Annotated in this window: 19 protein-coding genes; 2 read left to right on the forward strand and 17 right to left on the reverse strand. The window is 53.5% G+C overall.

The window, feature by feature from the left end; genetic code table 11:
- The first annotated feature begins 24 nt into the window (after positions 1–24).
- A complete protein-coding gene (locus tag MCACP_RS08350) occupies positions 25–1197 on the forward strand; it encodes an MFS transporter (protein ID WP_406676333.1) in 1173 nt (390 codons plus the stop codon).
- Here MCACP_RS08350 and MCACP_RS08355 read toward each other — a convergent pair.
- From MCACP_RS08355 to MCACP_RS08390, 8 genes are all read right to left on the reverse strand, one after another.
- Positions 1194–2147 carry an O-sialoglycoprotein endopeptidase gene (locus MCACP_RS08355; protein ID WP_406676334.1) on the reverse strand — a complete coding sequence of 318 codons (954 nt, stop codon included), beginning with the start codon at positions 2145–2147 and terminating at the stop codon, positions 1194–1196. The two genes, MCACP_RS08350 and MCACP_RS08355, sit on opposite strands and share 4 nt — an antisense overlap.
- A gap of 3 nt (positions 2148–2150) precedes the next feature.
- Positions 2151–2555 (reverse strand): transcription antitermination factor NusB, encoded by a 405-nt coding sequence (gene nusB / locus MCACP_RS08360; protein ID WP_406676335.1) that lies wholly within the window; start codon positions 2553–2555, stop codon positions 2151–2153.
- A 16-nt stretch (positions 2556–2571) separates the two neighbouring features.
- Entirely contained in the window at positions 2572–2799 is a 228-nt protein-coding gene (locus MCACP_RS08365) for a DUF2273 domain-containing protein (RefSeq protein ID WP_406676336.1), read from the reverse strand.
- Between the two features lie 13 nt (positions 2800–2812).
- Entirely contained in the window at positions 2813–3349 is a 537-nt protein-coding gene (amaP, locus tag MCACP_RS08370; RefSeq protein ID WP_406678721.1) for an alkaline shock response membrane anchor protein AmaP, read from the reverse strand.
- An 18-nt stretch (positions 3350–3367) separates the two neighbouring features.
- Positions 3368–3766 carry an Asp23/Gls24 family envelope stress response protein gene (locus MCACP_RS08375; protein ID WP_406676337.1) on the reverse strand — a complete coding sequence of 133 codons (399 nt, stop codon included), beginning with the start codon at positions 3764–3766 and terminating at the stop codon, positions 3368–3370.
- Positions 3767–3903: 137 nt separating this feature from the next.
- Positions 3904–5250 carry an acetyl-CoA carboxylase biotin carboxylase subunit gene (gene accC / locus MCACP_RS08380; protein WP_406676338.1) on the reverse strand — a complete coding sequence of 449 codons (1347 nt, stop codon included), beginning with the start codon at positions 5248–5250 and terminating at the stop codon, positions 3904–3906.
- Between the two features lie 93 nt (positions 5251–5343).
- Positions 5344–7218, reverse strand: coding sequence for an acetyl-CoA carboxylase biotin carboxyl carrier protein (accB, locus tag MCACP_RS08385; protein ID WP_406676339.1), 1875 nt, complete (start codon positions 7216–7218; stop codon positions 5344–5346).
- Between the two features lie 203 nt (positions 7219–7421).
- The gene (locus MCACP_RS08390; protein ID WP_406676340.1) at positions 7422–8360 is read right to left on the reverse strand and encodes an NlpC/P60 family protein; all 939 of its coding nucleotides are present in this window, start codon (positions 8358–8360) and stop codon (positions 7422–7424) included.
- Positions 8361–8527: 167 nt separating this feature from the next.
- On the opposite strand from MCACP_RS08390, the gene MCACP_RS08395 reads away from it, so the two are divergent.
- A complete protein-coding gene (locus MCACP_RS08395; protein ID WP_406676341.1) occupies positions 8528–8905 on the forward strand; it encodes a cyclophilin-like fold protein in 378 nt (125 codons plus the stop codon).
- 129 nt (positions 8906–9034) lie between these two features.
- Here the strand turns inward: MCACP_RS08395 and MCACP_RS08400 are convergent, their stop codons facing one another.
- From MCACP_RS08400 to MCACP_RS08440, 9 genes are all read right to left on the reverse strand, one after another.
- On the reverse strand, positions 9035–9439 hold the full coding sequence (locus MCACP_RS08400; protein WP_406676342.1) for a HEPN domain-containing protein: 405 nt from the start codon (positions 9437–9439) through the stop codon (positions 9035–9037).
- On the reverse strand, positions 9436–9921 hold the full coding sequence (locus MCACP_RS08405; protein ID WP_406676343.1) for a nucleotidyltransferase family protein: 486 nt from the start codon (positions 9919–9921) through the stop codon (positions 9436–9438). Before MCACP_RS08405 ends, MCACP_RS08400 begins: the two co-directional genes overlap by 4 nt.
- Positions 9922–10120: 199 nt before the next feature.
- Complete coding sequence (locus MCACP_RS08410) at positions 10121–11611, reverse strand: UxaA family hydrolase (RefSeq protein WP_406676344.1); 1491 nt, start codon at positions 11609–11611, stop codon at positions 10121–10123.
- Entirely contained in the window at positions 11608–13146 is a 1539-nt protein-coding gene (locus MCACP_RS08415) for a tagaturonate reductase (RefSeq protein ID WP_406676345.1), read from the reverse strand. Before MCACP_RS08415 ends, MCACP_RS08410 begins: the two co-directional genes overlap by 4 nt.
- A gap of 123 nt (positions 13147–13269) precedes the next feature.
- Positions 13270–14085, reverse strand: a complete 816-nt coding sequence (locus MCACP_RS08420) for a TIM barrel protein (protein ID WP_406676346.1) — start codon at positions 14083–14085, stop codon at positions 13270–13272.
- 2 nt (positions 14086–14087) lie between these two features.
- Positions 14088–14237: a hypothetical protein gene (locus MCACP_RS08425; protein ID WP_170066356.1), complete on the reverse strand. Its 150-nt coding sequence runs from the start codon at positions 14235–14237 to the stop codon at positions 14088–14090.
- Between the two features lie 95 nt (positions 14238–14332).
- Positions 14333–15454, reverse strand: a complete 1122-nt coding sequence (iolN, locus tag MCACP_RS08430) for a 3-dehydro-scyllo-inosose hydrolase (RefSeq protein ID WP_106006078.1) — start codon at positions 15452–15454, stop codon at positions 14333–14335.
- Positions 15455–15515: 61 nt separating this feature from the next.
- Positions 15516–16733 (reverse strand): scyllo-inosose 3-dehydrogenase, encoded by a 1218-nt coding sequence (gene iolM, locus MCACP_RS08435; protein WP_106006079.1) that lies wholly within the window; start codon positions 16731–16733, stop codon positions 15516–15518.
- A 210-nt stretch (positions 16734–16943) separates the two neighbouring features.
- On the reverse strand, positions 16944–17732 hold the full coding sequence (locus tag MCACP_RS08440) for a TIM barrel protein (RefSeq protein WP_406676347.1): 789 nt from the start codon (positions 17730–17732) through the stop codon (positions 16944–16946).
- Positions 17733–17757 lie beyond the last annotated feature (25 nt).

Below are 17757 nucleotides of genomic sequence, written 5' to 3' on the forward strand. Positions count from 1 at the left end.
TGATGAGACTGGAGGGTTGAAGAAGTGCAGAAACGTATTCTTTACCTGCTAAGTTTGGGACACCTGGTTACCGATATCAACCAGGGCCTCCTGCCCATCTTCCTCTCGGTATATAAAGAACAGGCCGGCCTTACCTTTACGGCGGTCAGCGTCGTTGCCGCCCTATCTACTATCAGTTCTTCCGTAATCCAGCCCCTTTTCGGTTATCTGTCGGATCGGTACCAGCTGCGCTGGCTCTTGCCTGTCGGCTGCCTTTTAGCCGGCCTGGGTATGGCTGCCTTCGGCCTGGTGCCCAACTACTACTTGCTTACAGCCATCGTCTTTATCAGCGGCCTTGGAGTAGCTGCCTACCACCCGGAAGCTTCCAAGTCGGCCCACTATATCAGCGGTCCCATGCAGGCCAGTTCTATGGCCGTCTTTTCCGTAGGGGGCAACCTGGGCTTCGGCCTGGGGCCAATAATCGCCTCCCTCATCCTCGGCCACGGTGGTTTAAAATCCTCCTGGCTGGTTATCCTTCCTACGGTTCTTACTGTCGCTTTACTGGCCCATACCATGCCGGCTATCGGTCGCGCCATGGTCGCCGGCCAGCGGGTAGCTGCTGCCGCTCAGAAGGAGGAAAAGTATAGCCGGGCTTCCCTGGCGGCCATTACCCTTCTGGTTCTGGTGGTCATCCTGCGTTCCTGGCTGCATACCGGTTTAACCTATTACATCCCCTTTTACTACCAGCATTACCTCCACGGTGATGCCGCCTTCGCCAGCACGATGCTCTCCATTTTCCTCATTTCCGGGGCAGTAGGTACTCTTGTGGGCGGGCGTATCGCCGATTACTGGGGGGCCAAAAAGATGATCATCGCCTCGATGCTGGTCCTTATACCCCTGGTTCTGGCCTTCCCGTACGTAAAAGGTTCCTGGGTAGCCATATTACTGGCCTTGAGCGGCTTTTGTGTAGTATCTACCTTTGCCCCGGCCATTGTCCTGGCTCAATCCTTGCTGCCCCGGCACATAGGGGTGGCCTCCGGCCTGATGATGGGTTTCGCCATCGGTACCGGCGGCCTGGGCCTCCTCCTGCTGGGCGGTATTGCCGATGCCCGCGGTGTTCCCTTTGTTATTCATCTCCTGGCAATTATTCCCGCCCTGGCTGCTGCCCTGGCCTTTCCCCTGCCGGATTTCCGCCGGCAACCGGAAAAGGCCCGCTAAACTACCTCCCGGCCCAGCAGGGCCACGCCGATGGCATTGTCGGCGCTATGTTCCGGTGCGGCAAAGTAGAGTCTGGCTCCCACGGCACGGTGTTCCAGGCGGTGACGCAGGCGGCTGCGCAGGTAGGTATTGGCCGCCACCCCGCCGACGATTAAAATATCTTTAATCCCGGTAGCAAACACGGCCGCCCGCAAGACTCGCTCCAGGGTATTGGCAATACACTGCTCCACCGCCCGGGCGACGGCTGCCCGGTCAGCACCTGCCGCCAGCAGGCGTTCTGCCTGGCTGGCCGGCCCGGAGAAGCTAAAATTATACCCCCTGACGGCTGAGGTCAGCCGGACCTTTTCACCCTCTTCTTCGCGGGCTTCCCGGGCCAGCAGTTCCAGTTGCGGCCCCGCGGGAAACTTGAGGCCCATGAGTACGCCCACCCGGTCCACCAGCTGCCCGGCATGAAGATCCAGGGTGCCCCCCAGTTTGCTGATATTAAAACCGCCGCTTTTCTTGTTTACCTTGAGAATTTCGGAGGTCCCCCCCGAGAGGTGGACGGCCAGAAAGGGACCGTCCGGCTGCCAGCCTGCCGACCACAGGCCGGCGGCTATATGCCCTTCCTGGTGGGTGGTGGCCAGGAAAGGTACCTGCAATGCCGCTGCCAGTACGCGGCCCTGCCCGGCGGCCACGGTAAAAACCGGCATATAGGAGCCTTCCACAGGTCGAGGCTTCGTAGCTGCTGCCACGCCTTTGATCCGGGTTGCCGGTACGCTGGCGAAAGCTGAAGCCAGCAGCTCCGGTAAAATCTGGACATGATGAAAAACCGCCGTTCCCTGCTGCAGTCCCTTTTCCCCCGCGGGTACCGGTAGCAGGCGGCGGTGGGCAGTAAGTACTTCGCCGTCATCGCTAACGATGGCTACTGAACAGGTATAGGCACTGGTATCGATGCCGAGAATGGCCATCAGCTATCTTCCTAACTCCTTGCGGGCGCTGTCCAGCAAGCCGTTGACAAACTTGCCGGCTTCTTCGTTATTAAAGGTTTTGGCCAGTTCAATGGCTTCATTGATAATAACGCTTACCGGAGTATCCGGGTAATATTTCATTTCATACAAAGCCATCCTGAGAATATTGCGGTCCACGGCCGCCAAGCGTTCCAGGCGCCAGCCCACGGCATACTTGCTGATGATAGCGTCAAGTTCCTGCCGGGCCGTGACCGTCCCCATAACCAGGTCCCGGGCAAAGGCTGCTGCCTGGGGTGAAAGTTGCTCTTCTGCTAATACTTCTTCCACCGCCCTTTCCGGGACCATGCGGCCCAGGTCAATGGCGAACAGAGCCTGCAGGGCTTTTGTCCTGGCTGCCCTTCTACTCAAAGTACACTATTCCCCCTTACCAGCGACGACCAAAGAATCGCTTCCAGAGGTCCTCCCATCCCCGGCCCTGATCAAGGTGACGTCCTATAAGATAGCCCCCAGCTACACAAAGGCCGATGAAAAGGGCCTTCCCAAAGCCCCAGATGGCAGTTAAAAGCCCAAAAATAAGTCCCAGGGTGACCCCGATTAGCTTTCCACGGTGTTCCCGCCAGAGATAGCCGAGCAAATCGAAAATATTTTCCACGCCTTCTTCTCCCCTATTCTACCCGGCGCAAGCCTTCCTGGTAGATACCGTTCACCCGCACCTGGACCTCCGGCACTTCCAGGCCGACTGTAGCAACAATATATTCGTGGACCTGTTGCTGGAGTGCTGCAGCTAATTCCGGTAGATTGCGGTCGGGGCTAACGGTAATATTGAGCTTCACGGCCAGCCCTTCCGGGAAAACTTTCAAGCTGGGCCGCACTTCCCGCACCCCTTTCACCTGACGGGCGGCCCGGGTGACCAGGTTTTCCAGGGCCGGCAGGGCAATGCTGGCCGTACCAAGGTCGGCAGATTTAATTATCGCCTGCTCTTCCTTCGCAGCTGCCGGGCGCACACTGGCCAAAAAGAATCGCAAGGCCAGCAGGAACAATACGGCGGCTACCAGACCGGCTATGAAGCGGTAGTCCGGCCGTAAAAGGCTTAGTTCAAAAAGGTCCAGGGGTACTGTCCAGCCGGCGATGACCGCCAGGGTAACCAGGGATAGGGCCGCCACCAGTAAAGCAAAAAGGGCCAGTATGGCCCGGTCTAGCATTGACAAGTCACTACCCTCCTACCGGACCCGGGTGGTTTCTTCTTCTTTCTCTTCCTGGGGGAATACTACGCCCTGGACGTGAACATTAACTTCTACCACCCGTAACCCTGTCATTGATTCAATAGCCCTTTTGACGTTCTCCTGTACCCGGATGGCTACATCTGGAATACGAACGCCAAAGTTAACCACTATGTACAGGTCAACCGCTGCTTCCTTTTCTCCTACTTCTACCTTAACGCCCTTACTTAGATTTTTCCGGCCTAAAAGCTCGGCAATACCGCCGGCAATGCCGCCGCTCATGCCGGCTACTCCTTCGATTTCCGTGGCGGCCAGGCCGGCAATGATGGCTACCACTTCGTTGGTAATTTTTATAGTGCCAAGATCAGTTCGGGCCTGTTGTTCTAAATTATTCTCCACTATATCCACCTCCACTTGTTTCTATATTATACCAGAGGCCGGTAGCCATCACAACTGGTTGCGGCGAAAATAACTCGTTATCCCCAAAGTGACCAGCCATATTCTTACGGTTTGACCTGGATGGTAAAGGGAAAACTTTACCCGGCCAGCAAGCGGCGCTGGATAAAGTTGGTGTAGATCTCGCCCCGCCGGAAAAAGGCGTTGGCCAGAATCTGCTGGTGGAAAGGAATAGTTGTCGGCACCCCTTCAATTACCATTTCTTTTAAAGCCCCCGCCATGCGGTTGATGGCTGCTTCCCGGTCCGGCGCCCAGGCAATTACCTTGGCAATCAAAGAATCATAAAAGGGGGGAATAAGGTAACCGCTGTACACAGCGCTGTCCACCCGGACGCCAAAGCCTCCCGGTACATGGTAACGCTCAATGCGCCCCGGGGCCGGCCGGAAATTATGGTTGGGATCTTCGGCATTAATCCGGCACTCAATAGCATGCCCGCGGATCTGGACATCCTCCTGGCGGATGCTTAAAGGTTCCCCTGCTGCTATCCTGATCTGTTCCTGGACCAGGTCGATACCGGTAACCGCCTCGGTCACCGGGTGTTCTACCTGAATGCGGGTATTCATTTCAATAAAATAATAGCGGCCATGCTTATCCAGCAGGAATTCTACCGTACCGGTGCTGTAATAATCCACGGCTCTGGCGGCCTTTAAGGCGACTTCTCCCATTTCCCGCCGCAGTTCCGGTGTCAGGGCTACGGAAGGGGCTTCTTCCAGGATCTTCTGGTTGCGCCGCTGCAGGGAACAGTCGCGCTCGCCCAGGTGAATGAGGTTCCCCTCGGTATCACCCAATATTTGGAATTCAATATGGCGGGGTTCTTCAATATATTTCTCCAGATAAACCTGGGAATCGCCGAAAGCAGCTTCGGCTTCCCGCTGGGCGGTCTGGATGGCCTGGCGCAGTTCCCGGGGGCCCTGGGCTACCCGCATGCCGCGGCCACCACCGCCGGCTGACGCTTTAATTAAAACGGGGTAACCAATTTCTTTGGCTATAGCAAGGGCGGCATCCAGGTCCTTAACAACCCCTTCTGAACCGGGTACTACCGGCACCCCGGCAGCAATCATGGTAGCCCGGGCCGTGGCCTTGGCACCCATGAGCTGCATGGAACGCGGTGAAGGGCCGATAAAGGTGATCCCTGCCGTGGCGCACATCTCGGCAAAATAGGGGTTTTCTGCCAGAAAGCCATAACCGGGATGAATGGCATCGGCACCGCTCATCTGGGCAGCAGCAATAATGCTGGGAATATGCAGGTAACTGCGGTTGGCTGGCGCCGGCCCGATACAGACGGCTTTGTCAGCGAGCCTGGTATGCAGGGCTCCCCGGTCGGCCTCAGAATAGACGGCTACTGTTTCGATATCCATTTCACGGCAGGCGCGGATAATCCGCACTGCAATCTCGCCGCGATTGGCAATGAGAACTCGCCTAAACATCTCCTATCCTCCGAAAAAAGCATACTTCTCAGCGGCAGTTTCTGTCTCTACACCGCTCAGTAAGTAGACCTTAGTACTTCAGCATATTTGTTTCTACTCTTTCTTTAAATGGAACAGCACCTGACCGTATTCCACCGGTTGGCCGTTTTCGGCCAGGATCTTGACAACCTGGCCGGCGGTTTCGGCCGTCAACTCGTTCATCAGCTTCATAGCTTCTATTATACACAGGGTCTGCCCCGGTTTAACCCTCGTACCAACTTCAACGAAAGGCGGCGCGTCCGGGGCCGGCGCCCGGTAAAAAGTACCTACCATGGGTGCCCGGACTTCGATAATATCGTCGGCTGGCTGGACTGGCGGTATGTCCACCCGGGCACGAGGCTCATCGTCCGGGGTTACCTGGACTACAGGGGCCGGACCGGTACTCCCTCCCCGGTCACCGCCACGGCGGATCATGATTTTGACCCCTTCGCTTTCCAGGTTAAGTTCGGTAATACCTGTTTCTTCTAAGGCTTTAATGAGCTGGGTGATGTCCTTGAGATCCATTTTCTTTGTACCTCCTGCCTCGGCCTTACCCCCGGCCTGGGGTTTTAAGGTGCGACGGCCCGGCTGCAACCGCCCGGCACGGCGATCTTCAAAAAATTTCCGGGCCACCTGGGGAAACAACGCGTAGCTGATGACATCTTCTTCACTACGGGCCAGATCGCCGATTTCCTGCCGGGCTTCTTCCAGGCGCGGCGGCAGGACATCCGCCGGCCGCCCCTGGATGGGCTCTTCATCCCCGATGATCAACCGGCGAATTTCTTCACTTATAGGGACCGGCGGCCGGCCGTAGAGGCCGCGGACGTAGTTTTTAACTTCCCCGGGTACAATCTTGTAACGCTGGCCCAGCAGGACGTTAAGCACCGCCTGGGTGCCGACAATCTGGCTGGTAGGCGTTACCAGGGGCGGGTAACCCAGGTCGGCCCGTACCCGCGGGATCTCGGCCAGGACTTCATTGATGCGGTCGGCCGCTTTTTGCTCCTTTAACTGGCTTACCAGGTTGGATATCATGCCGCCGGGGACCTGGTGCTGGAAGACCCACATATCGGTAATGCGGGTCACACCGCGCTCATAACCCAGCTCCCGGCGCAGGTCGTCGAAATAACGGGCGATTTCAAAGAGGAGGTTCAAGTCCAGCCCGGTATCGTAAGGCGTCCCGGCCAGCGCCCGCACCACCGTCTCAACCGGTGGCTGGGAAGCACCGAAGGCCAGGGGGACCGAGGCCGTATCAACCACATCCACCCCCGCCCGGGCGGCCTCCAGGTAGGCACCAACGGCCAGGCCGCCGATATAGTGGCTGTGGAGCTGGACGGGGATGTGGAGCTTTTCTTTAAAGAGCTTTACCAGCTCATAGGCTTCAAAGGGGGCAAGGAGGCCGGCCATATCCTTGATGCAGATGGAGTCCACGCCCATGCTCTCCAGTTCCAGGGCCGTCTGCAAGTAGTGCTCGGTAGTATGGACCGGGCTGATGGTGTAGACCACCGTCCCCTGGACGTGAGCGCCTTCCTTTTTGGCGGCTTCAATAGGAACTTCCATATTGCGCAAATCATTCAGGGCATCGAAAATACGGATAATATCAATGCCGTTGGCCACCGCCCTGGCAATAAAGGCCCGCACCACATCGTCGGGGTACAGCTGGTAACCTACCAGGGACTGGGCCCTGAGAAGCATCTGCAGGGGGGTTTTCCGCGCATATTTTTTCAGGGTCCGCAGGCGTTCCCAGGGGTCTTCGTCCAGGAAGCGCATGCAAACATCAAAGGTGGCGCCGCCCCAGACCTCCAGGGAATGGTAACCGACGCTGTCAATTTTTTCGATGATGGGCAACATGTCGGCCGTGGTCATGCGCGTGGCCCAGAGGCTCTGGTGACCGTCACGCAGGGTGGTGTCAGTAATCTTTAGCTGGCTCAAAACGGTTCTCCTCCCGGTCATAGAAAAGCTCTGGTCAATAACCAGAGCGGTGCTTGTCTTTTTATTCAACCGCCTTGCCTTATTATATAAACACGGGCCGGGCGGTGCAATATTTCTCACGCAAGTATACAATATATTTGTGCCTTAAGCTGCAATACCGTGCGCCTTGTCTGTCAAGTTCCTTCCGCCTGTGTAAAAGCACCCGGTCCTGCCGTCGGGTATACTTATGGCAGATAACGCCGCGCTCCCAGGTATCCTCTGGTAAATAACGGTTCATCCAGGCGACTGGTTATGACTCCCCGGCCGGAACGGGAATTAATAAACTCCCCGTTACCGTTATAAATACCGACATGGGTGGGCAGGCTCCCCGATCCTTCCGTATTGAAAAAAACCAGGTCGCCCGGCTGCAGCTCCTCCCGGGCCACCTGCCGGCCCACCTGGAACTGCAGATCGGCATCCCGGGGCAGCCGGACACCGTTTAAATAATAGGCAATGTAAGTCAGCCCGGAACAGTCGATGCCGTAAAGGCTGACCCCGCCCCAGAGATAAGGTGCTCCCCGTAAGCGTTCAGCTGTCTTAATTACATCCTCGCCGCTGCGCTTCCCTTTCACCTTTCCCCCGGGCCAGACCTCAACCTCGTTTGCCGGTAGCCAGGCCGTTCCCCGGCCGGGGAGCCAGACCTCCATCCAGCCTTCTCTTTGCTGCAGCAGCGGTAAGTCAGTAGCCATTAAGGCTTCACCGGCGGCGTCCGCACCTCCCGGCTGCCGGTACAGTAAGGCGCGGGGAACGGTCACAAGTGCCAGGTCCCGGGCCGGTGGGGGAGTGTCCAGGACCACATCGGCTGTTTTTAACCACCCGGTATAGCCATCGGGTACCTGGCCCTGTAACCAATCCCCTTCCTGCTCCAATACCTTTACCTCATCCCCCAGCAGGGCCTGGGTAACCAATTCCGCCTCCCGGCCGGGGTTGGCGCGGACGTCAGCCACAGGCACCCTGACATAATAGGCGCTTTGCCGGGCCGGCAACGGCCCGGGAGGCTCCTCCACCCGCGGTGGTAGTGGTACGGCCTTTTGATTCATCAGTATCACCCCTGCCATTATTACCGCCAGTAACAGGAGCAATAAAATAAGTAGAGGCTGTTTGCGCCGCAACCTGCTGGTCATCTCCTAAGCCCGGGTTCCTTTCCGGGGCCCTTCCGGTTATCAGCTTTGGTCAACGTACCCGCCAGGCCTTTTACAGCTTATTATGTCACAAGCTAAATATATTATTGAGGCCCATCCTTGCTTATGCTAAAATATGCCTGGAAATTCATTGCCGGGGGTAATATTATATGCAAATTGCCATCAATTTTGGTGAGCTGACCGTACTTGCCGAGCTCAACGACAGCGAAACCGCCCGGAAAATTGAGGCGGCCCTGCCCATAAGCAGCCGGGTGAATACCTGGGGCGATGAAATTTACTTCCCCATCCCGGTTAAAGCCGGCCTGGAAAAAGGTGCCACAGAAGCAATGGAAATAGGCGACATTGCCTACTGGCCGCCGGGGCACTCCTTCTGTGTGTTTTTTGGACCTACGCCCGCCAGCATTGATGACAAGCCCCGCGCCGCCAGCCCGGTAAATAAAATCGGGCGCATCTTAAGCGATCCCGGGCTGCTAAAAAGAGTGCCCGACGGTGCTAAAGTAGAAATCCGGGCCGCTGGTGCAAGGTAGTGAGTTTTCAGAAAGGGTTTTTGCGTGCATGCCGCTAACAAAATAAAAGCCCTGCAGGGGTATTGCCGCAGGGCATTTTTATGTCAAACCATCACGGGTATAACAGATCTTAGTACCTTGAGTACTTACCTAAATCACTTTAGAAGCCATTTTCACTACCAGCTCGGCGCCATTTATGGCCTTCCGGGCATCCAACTCTGTGTATTCTTCGGTAGGAATAAAATCCACATCTCCATAGAAGGCGAATTCTCTTTCTTTCCGCAACCATTTCGATATGCTGGCCATTCTATCTACCTCTCCCTGTACTTCTTCGGGTAAACGTTCCTTGAACTCCACTAATAAGTAACCCACGTCATGCTGTTTCGGAGGCTCAACGCCGATAGCCCGGAGCATCCCTTTAAGGGCTAGTTCTACAATTTCCTGGGCTTCCCTTATTACGTCGGAGAACGCTTGTTCGTCAAGCAAAACCGGCAGTATTTTCAGTCGCTTGGTAGCCTTCTCCAGATAGCTCCGGGCCAGGGTGATATTGGTCATATCTCAATCACCTCGCCCGGCGTATAATCCCTCTTTAACACCCAGTACCAGGCCCCTCCGTGGTAAACCCTGCGTGCTCCCAGATGCTTTAATTTTTCCTTTAATCCGGTTAAATACAGCGTCAGAAAGTTTTCCCGGTCGTAATAAATTTTTGCGTCCTCAACTAGATCTAAAAAGAGTAAACTTCCCGCAAGTACCTCCTGCCTCTCTTTTATTACCGGCGAAAGATCCGGCCGGATATGTTTAAAACCTGCTGTGCGGCGCTGCACGATCTCCTCTACGCGGTTAAACTCCGCCATCCTTTTTAGTCGGCCTTGAGGAAGATTATCGGCAACAACTAAAAGATCAATGTCGGAATCCGGGCGAGGTGTGCCGCGGGCTACGGAACCAAAAACAGCCAGGGAAACCAAACGGTTTCCGTATACTTCCTGTACAGCTGCACTAACAATCTCTAATGCCCTGTAAAATTCCTGAAGATACATACTCCTGTCCCCCGTCAGAACCTATCCCTATTAACAGTTTACACCAAAAAACAAAACGCCACAAGGCTCAAAGATCAGGGAGAGGAACTAGCGACCCCCCACCATCCCCCTACCCTCTCCGTACCCACTCCGTTTTACGGACGTTTGGATCATAAAATAAAATTTAACTTGAGAGTAAAGGAGTTCTTTCAAAAGACTTTTAGAGGGTAACGCCGGACTTGAATATAGCGATCTCCCTTACACCCAGGGCTTCCGCTTTTGTGAGTTGGCCGGAGGCTACCCGCAAAACCTGCTCCAGTAATTCTCCTGCCAGTTCCGCCATATTCTCACCCTCCAGGACCCTGCCGGCGTTAAAGTCGAACCACCGGGGCTTTTTAGAGTAAATGCCAGTGTTGCTGGCGATTTTTATCGTCGGCACGCAGGTGCCCAGGGGTGTACCCCGGCCGGTGGTGAAAAGGATGATCTGGCAACCGGCCGCCGCCAGGGCCGTGGAGGATACCAGGTCGTTGCCGGGCGCGCTTAAGAGGTTGAGCCCCTGCTTCTGGCACCTGTCGCCGTAATCCAGGACGTCTACTACTGCTGCCGTGCCGCCTTTCTGCACGCAGCCGAGGGACTTTTCTTCCAGGGTGGTTATACCGCCTTCTTTGTTGCCGGGTGAGGGGTTCTCGTAAACCGGCTGGCCGTGGTCGAGGTAGTATTGCTTCCAGGTGTTGATCAGCTTTACTATCCTTTGAAACACCTCTTCATCCACGGCCCGGTCCATGAGGATGGTTTCGGCGCCGAACATTTCCGGTACTTCGGTGAGGACCGCCGTGCCGCCCCCTGCTATTATCCGGTCGGCTACCATTCCTACCAGGGGATTGGCGGTTATGCCGGAAAAGGCGTCGGAACCGCCGCACTTGAGCCCTATTTTTAGTTCGTTTATTGGGCAGGGTTCGCGTTCGCAGCTTGCGGCCTGTTCCGCTAGTTCTTTTATCAGCCTTAAACCTTCGCTTATCTCGTCTTCTGCTTCCTGGGCCACCAGGAATTTAATCCTCCCTGGGTCTACCTCTCCCAGCACCTGGTGGAAGGCTGGGATATTGTTGTTTTCGCAGCCCAGGCCCAGGACCAGGACCCCGCCGGCGTTGGGGTGGCGGCAGAGGGAGGCCAGGAGCTTTTGGGTATTATGGTGGTCGTCACCAAGCTGCGAGCAGCCGTAGGGATGCTTGAGGGCGTATATGCCGTCTATTGCGCTTTTACCCTCCAGTTCCTTTGCGGCGTTCCGGGCCAGGTTCTCGGCCAGCTGGTTGACGCAGCCCACCGTGGGGATAATCCAGAGCTCGTTTCTTACTCCTACCTGGCCGTCTGGTCGCCGGTAGCCGCGAAAGGTCGTATTCCCTTCAAAGGCAACCGGCGTTATGGGGAGGGGGGTATAGGTGTATTCTTCTAGCTTCCCCAGCCCGCTGTGCAAATTGTGGCTGTGCACCCATTGCCCGGCTTTCACCGGCTGGGTGGTTATCCCGATTGCATAGCCGTATTTCTTTACTTCTTGGCCGGCGGCCATATCTAAAAGGGCAAACTTGTGGCCGGCTTTGATGTTTTCTTGCAAGGTTATCTCCCGGCCCGCGATAGCTATGGTTTCTCCTGCTGTTATATCCACCAGGGCTACGGCTACGTTGTCTTTTTCCCGCAACTGGATTGCCTTTTTCATGCTCCTTCTCCTTCTGCCAGCACTTTTTCCAGGGCTGCCGCCAGGCCACGAGAAACAATGTCCTGGAGATAATCCCCAAGTTTCTCAGCCAGGCCGGGAACGTTATTTAACTCCTTGCCCCACACTTCGCTGTTACCCAGGATATATGGGGCTACTTCTCTTGCACTTTCCGCTGTTCCTTTATACTGCTGCCAGGCTGCCTGCCAGAAAGCCAGGGCCTCGGGGGCGTCTTCGATAATAAACTCTCCCTGCGGCCGCTCCCCCTGGAATTGCCGGCCGTTAACCCGGCCGTCCTTAAATAGGGCTGCCGTGGCGGCCAGGGAGAAGGTGAGCTTTGCCGGTACGGCCTTTTTCTTTGCTACGTAGTCCAGTAATGACGGTAGCACCCGCGTCTTGTATTTGGAGGTGGTGTTGAGCAAAATGCTCTGCCAGCGGTGGACGATATAGGGATTGCGGAAGCGCTGCAGCACTTCCCCGGCAAATTCGGTGAGCATTCCTTTATCCAGGTCGGTCGCGGGAATGACTTCGTTATATATTAATTCCTCTATAAAGCGGCCGAGGCGGGGATGTTCTACAGCCTCCCTTACCGTGTCGATGCCGCTTAGGAAGGCTACGGCGGCTGTGGCGGTATGGGCGCCGTTCAGGATGCGTACCTTGCGGGTGCGGTACGGCGTCATGTCGTCCGTCCAGATGACGTTGAGGCCGGCTGCATGGAAGGGGAGCTTTTCTTTAAGGTGCGTAGGGCCTTCGATCACCCAGAGGTGGAACAGCTCGCCGGTGTCTAGCAGGTCGTCTTGATAGCCTAGCTCTCCGGCCAGTTGCTCTGCTTCGTCGCGGGGGTAACCAGGTACCACCCGGTCCACCAGGGTGTTGAGGAATATGTTGGCTTCTTTTAGCCACTGCCGGAATCCTCCCGGTAACCCCCACTCTTCGGCCAGCCTTAAGGTTATTTCTTTGAGGTTGTCGCCGTTCCTGTCGATGAGCTCGCAAGGAAGAATGAGCATCCCTTTATCCGGGTCGCCCTGGAAATGGTTGTAGCGGTGATAGAGGAATGCTGTGAGCTTCCCGGGGAAGGACCGCGGCGGGGCGGCCGTTAAGCTGTCACCGGGGTCGAAAATGATGCCGGCTTCGGTGGTGTTGGAGATGACGATGTCGATTCGCGGGTCTTCGGCGCAGCGCAGGACGGCCTGCCAGTCTTCGTAAGGGTTAATACCCCGGCTGATGGAAGTAATAATCTCCCGCTTTTCTACCATCTGGCCGTCTTGATACCCGCGCAGGATTAAGGTATACAGACCGTCCTGCTTATTTATCTTGTCGACCAGGCCCTGAGCCAGGGGCTGCACTACCACCACCCGGCCCTGGAACAAACCTTTTTTGTTCAGTTCATGGATCATCCAGTCGACAAAGGCGCGCAGGAAATTGCCTTCCCCGAACTGGAGGACCCGCTCCGGTAAGTTATCCGGGTAGGGGCCTGCCTCCAGATTGGGGGGAAAGCTGAAATCACCGGTGAGCAGGGCTTTATTTAGTGCAAGCATTTTCTTTTGCTCCTTCCCGGGCACTAATTTCAGAAATTTTCCCCTGAAAAAATCGCCGTTTCTTTAAAGCACACGTCGTCTTTCCCGGCAATTAACCCTGATAACCAGTAGACCTTTTATGGCTCAATTCTCATCGAGTAAGCTTTTCAGATACTTTATAGCCCCCGCTGCCGCCTCCTCAGGAGAAGGATAAGGTAGGCATTCCAGGGCGATATAACCTTGATAACCCATATTTTTCAAGGTTGCTATTATCTTTTTAAAATCAAGATGTCCCTGTCCCGGATAAAATCTATTGCTATCGGCAAAATGAATATGGCCCAGTGCTTCCCCCGTCTTTTTCAGAGTCTCGTCAAGATCAACCTCTTCGATATTCATGTGAAAGGTGTCCAGATGGACCTTAAGGTAAGGGGTATTGAACCGCGCTAAAAAGTTTAAAGTATCAGCTGCCGTATTGAGAAAATTGGTTTCATAGCGGTTGATAGCTTCTAAGAAAAGCACCACGCCGCATTTTTTAGCTTTCTCCAGGCAAACAGCCAGGCCTTCGGCGGCGTAATTTTCATATTGTTTAAATTGGCCAATGTCAGGTATTACTCCTCGCATTGAGCCAACAATAACTCCCGCCCCCAGGCATGAGGCAACTTCAATATGGTCTAAAATACGCTTAACAGCTTTCTCTCTTATTTGAGCCTCAGGATGGGTCAGGCTTAATTTATCCACCACATATCCCAGGCCCGTCCCCAGGGTAGAAACAGTTATTCCTTCCTCCTGACAAACTTTTAAAATCTGCTCCACCTCAAGTTCGCGCGGGTCGCGCACGTGGATCTCTACAGCATCATACCCCAGTTCAGCGGCTTTTTTAATGTTATCAAGATAAGGCCCCCTGAGGATAAAGGGGGCGCTATCAGATACATTTTGAGCGAGGGACACACTTAATTTCATTTTTATAGACCTCCGCCTGCAGGTAATTTAACAGGAACAGGCCTGCCTTCGGCCAGTGATTGCTTGGCTGCCAGACCGATTAAAACAGGCTGCAAGCCGTCATTGCCAGTAACAGGCGGTTGTTGGTCGTTCAGATTTATCTTTTCAGGCATATTTGTAATCCCTTTCTGTTTAAAAGGCGGGCCAAGGCATAGGCCTTTGCCTGCCTTGAAGCCCGCATGAAATTTAGATCTAGATCGCTTAAAAATTACAGTTTATAGAACGGCCCGATAAGGGGCAGTTCATATGCTGATTTCCAACCCTCGCTTAAAGGTTCTTTCAGGAAAGGCCGCATTTCTTCTTCCGTCCGTAAGGTTACCTTTTCAACCGGCGGTACAGTGCCGGGCGGGAAGGCTTCTAGGATGTGGTCATGCAGCAGGGTAAGATACTTCAAAATGGCAGCGATGGGCCGCTTGGCCTTCCGGGCGGAAGCCAGGCTGGGTTTGCCTACCACGCCCTGGGGAGTGGCCGCCCGTTCAATAGCTGCATGCCCTTCTCCTTCGGACCAGCGGTGGGGACGCCGGTAGGGGTCCACTGAAGTATCAAAGTGTCCCGGAGGCAGGAAGCTTTCTCCCTGGGCGTCCTGCACCACGCTCATATCGATCATGCCGGGGAATAGCAGCAGGGCAACCGAGGTTTCGGATTCATCGGCATGGATGAAGTCCGTTTGCAGGCTATCTTCTCTATCTACCGGGAAGAAGAATTCCCTTACAGCCCGGTGCCAATCAATTACCTGGAAGACACCCGGCAACTGGAAGCGTTTCATAAACTCCTGGATGGCGGATTCCAGCATCCACAGGTGACCATGATTGTTGACCAGGATAATCTTCCGGAAGCCATCGTTCCATAAGCCCAGCATAGTGTAGATTACGGTTTCCTCAACGACTTCTTTGGGCATGATTACAGTTCCAGGCATACCCAGATGGTGGTAGGGATGGCCGCCGTAATTCAGAGGCGGAAAAGCCAGGCTCACTTCTCGTCCTTGCTTGGCCGTATAACGACGCACACCCTCTAAAATCTGGGTGACCATGAAGGTGTCCAGGCCGCTGTTGGCATGAAGGCCGTGGTTTTCTGTACAGCCGATAGGCACAAACACTATGTCATTTTTCTTGCGCTTTTCGATTACCTTGACCCGAGGGGTATTCTGGATATAAGTACCGGGTTTACCCAGTTCTGGTTCTGAAGGAATCTCGTATTCTTTCAGGATAGCGTCGATTTCTTCTTCGGAGGCCTCCCAGATTTGTTTCTTCAGGCGGCCGACTTCGTTGTCTTCAAAGATAATGGCCGGGTGATCGGTTAATAGCCATCCTTTGCATATTTTTTGGTCCATATGCTTTACTCCTTTGCTTTGTATTTTTTGACAGTAAAATTGCCCCGGTTGAAAGTGAAACTTATTCTTTATCCAAGCGCACGGTAATCTTACATTCTTTCCGGTCAGTTCTTAAAGTCACCAGGTTTTCGGGTACCTCATCGAGGGTGATCTGCTTGGTGATCATGGGCAACATATTCATCCCGGCGGCCATGCTCTCAATAACCCGCGGGAAGGTACCATGCCCGGAATGCCCCTGGGCACCGATTATCTGCGCCCGGCGCACCTGCAGGACTTCCCCGGTCACCGGCATTTTGGCATCCGCGCGGGCAACTACCATGACCCTGGCATTCAATGTTTTTTGTTCCCAAATTGTTTTTTCAATCTGGGGATAAACTATCGTCGGCAGACCGGTGGCTTCCAGGTATAGGGCGGCGCCATAGCCGTGGGTAATTTCCAGGACCCTTTCGGTGAAATCTTCCTGGAGGGGATTAATGGTATAATCCGCCCCCATCTTGCGTCCCAATTCGGCCCGGGACGGTTCGGGTTCGGATAAAATAACCTTAGCCGCGCCCTGGCGCTTCAAAATGGCACAGGCTGCGATACCAATCGGTCCACCGCCACAAATGACTACGTTATCTCCGGGTCGGATGCCGCCAAGGATACCCCAACCGCTGCGCTCAATCACGGCGTTATAAGCTACCGACGTAGGCTCCACCAGGCTCCCCAACAAAAATACTTCTTCGTCTGAATAATGTTCGCGCAAGGGTTCAAGGCTCCAGACTACACGGGCGGGAACTTTTATATACTTGGCCATGGCGCCGTCGACGTTGAATCCGAGCTCATCCAGGCGTTCGCAGTGGTTGGGCCATCCATCAGCGCAGGGCTGGCAAGCGCCGCACCAAAGCATTTCCTCAGCACAAACCGCTTCGCCGCCTTTAAACGGCTTATTGGTCCGTTTATCGAACGCACCCGGCCCGGCATCAACGATTACACCGGAGAACTCATGACCCAGTACAGCCGGGAAACCGGTTAGCCCAGGGTATAAAATATAACCTTGTTCATCCGGTTGGGCCATATGGACATCGCTACCACAAATACCGCAGGCTTTAACTTCGATTACTACTTCGCCAGGTCCAGCCTGAGGAACATCCCTTTCCTCGATAGTTACCCTGGGATTGCGCCATACCTTGCTCCCCAGATAGGTCTGCCGGCCTTCAATGTCCTTGGGCCCCAACTTGAATTCCGGTTTGGGGTCCCAATCGGCATGGAGTACTACGGCGCGCATTTTGGTGCTCATAAAAACACTCCCCTTTTATTTTTAATTTTATTAAACTAATAATTTGGCGAACCAGCTTTGGAGTTCCTTTGGTATTCTGCTGGTATACCTATTTTTTTTAAAAATAAGCGTTCATAAACTTTGTAATTCAAAGGATTACATTATCTCGCTGTATCTCGTTGCAATTCGTAATGTTAGTTTGACGTTATTCCTCGCAAGCTACTTAAGAATTTATAAGTTGTTTATAATAGCAACAGCTTGTTTAGAATCTTTTAATGGATATAGTTCAAAACCTATAATTCCGTTATAGTTCAACAATTTTAACGTCTCAATCACATTTATAAAATTAATTTCCCCTGTTCCAGGTTCATGTCTACCCGGAACGTCTGCTATATGAACGTACCCGATTACTTCGATATATTTTTTAATAGTATTGATTAAATCACCCTCCATAATTTGCATATGATATACATCATACAATATCTTGATGTAGGGAGAATTTATCAATTTAACTACTTCAACAGCATCCTTTGTATAAGCCAAAAAATTTCCAACATGATCTATTTTTGTATTTAGCGCCTCTAACGCAAGTGTAACTTTGGCTTCTTCAGCTATAGGTGCTAAATCCTTTAATACATTAACCATAGTATAGAATTTTTTATAGTCACTAATTTCATGGTGTGGATTCAAAACCTCACCATTTTTACCTAAGGCATTAGAATGAAGTACAAGGTATTGGCAATCTAAATATCTTGCGGTTTTAATAGAATCTTTTACAAAAGAGATATATTCTTTGCTTTCTTGTTCATTAATTAAAGAAAAATCCTGGTCGCCAGAAAAACTAGCAACTTTGATTTCAAGGTTTTCACATATACTTTTTATTTTGTCAATATCTTTGTCTTTCCAAGTCCAAAACTCAATATATTCAAATCCAAAATCCTTAGCTAATTTAATTCTTTCTTCAAAAGGTACTTCTGTAAATATAGTTTCTATGCATACTGATTTTTTCGTAATAATCAACCCCTATCTAAATATAATTACTTGC

This window comes from Neomoorella carbonis, from assembly GCF_045278715.1.
Taxonomy (GTDB): Bacteria; Bacillota; DSM-521; order Neomoorellales; family Neomoorellaceae; genus Neomoorella; species Neomoorella carbonis.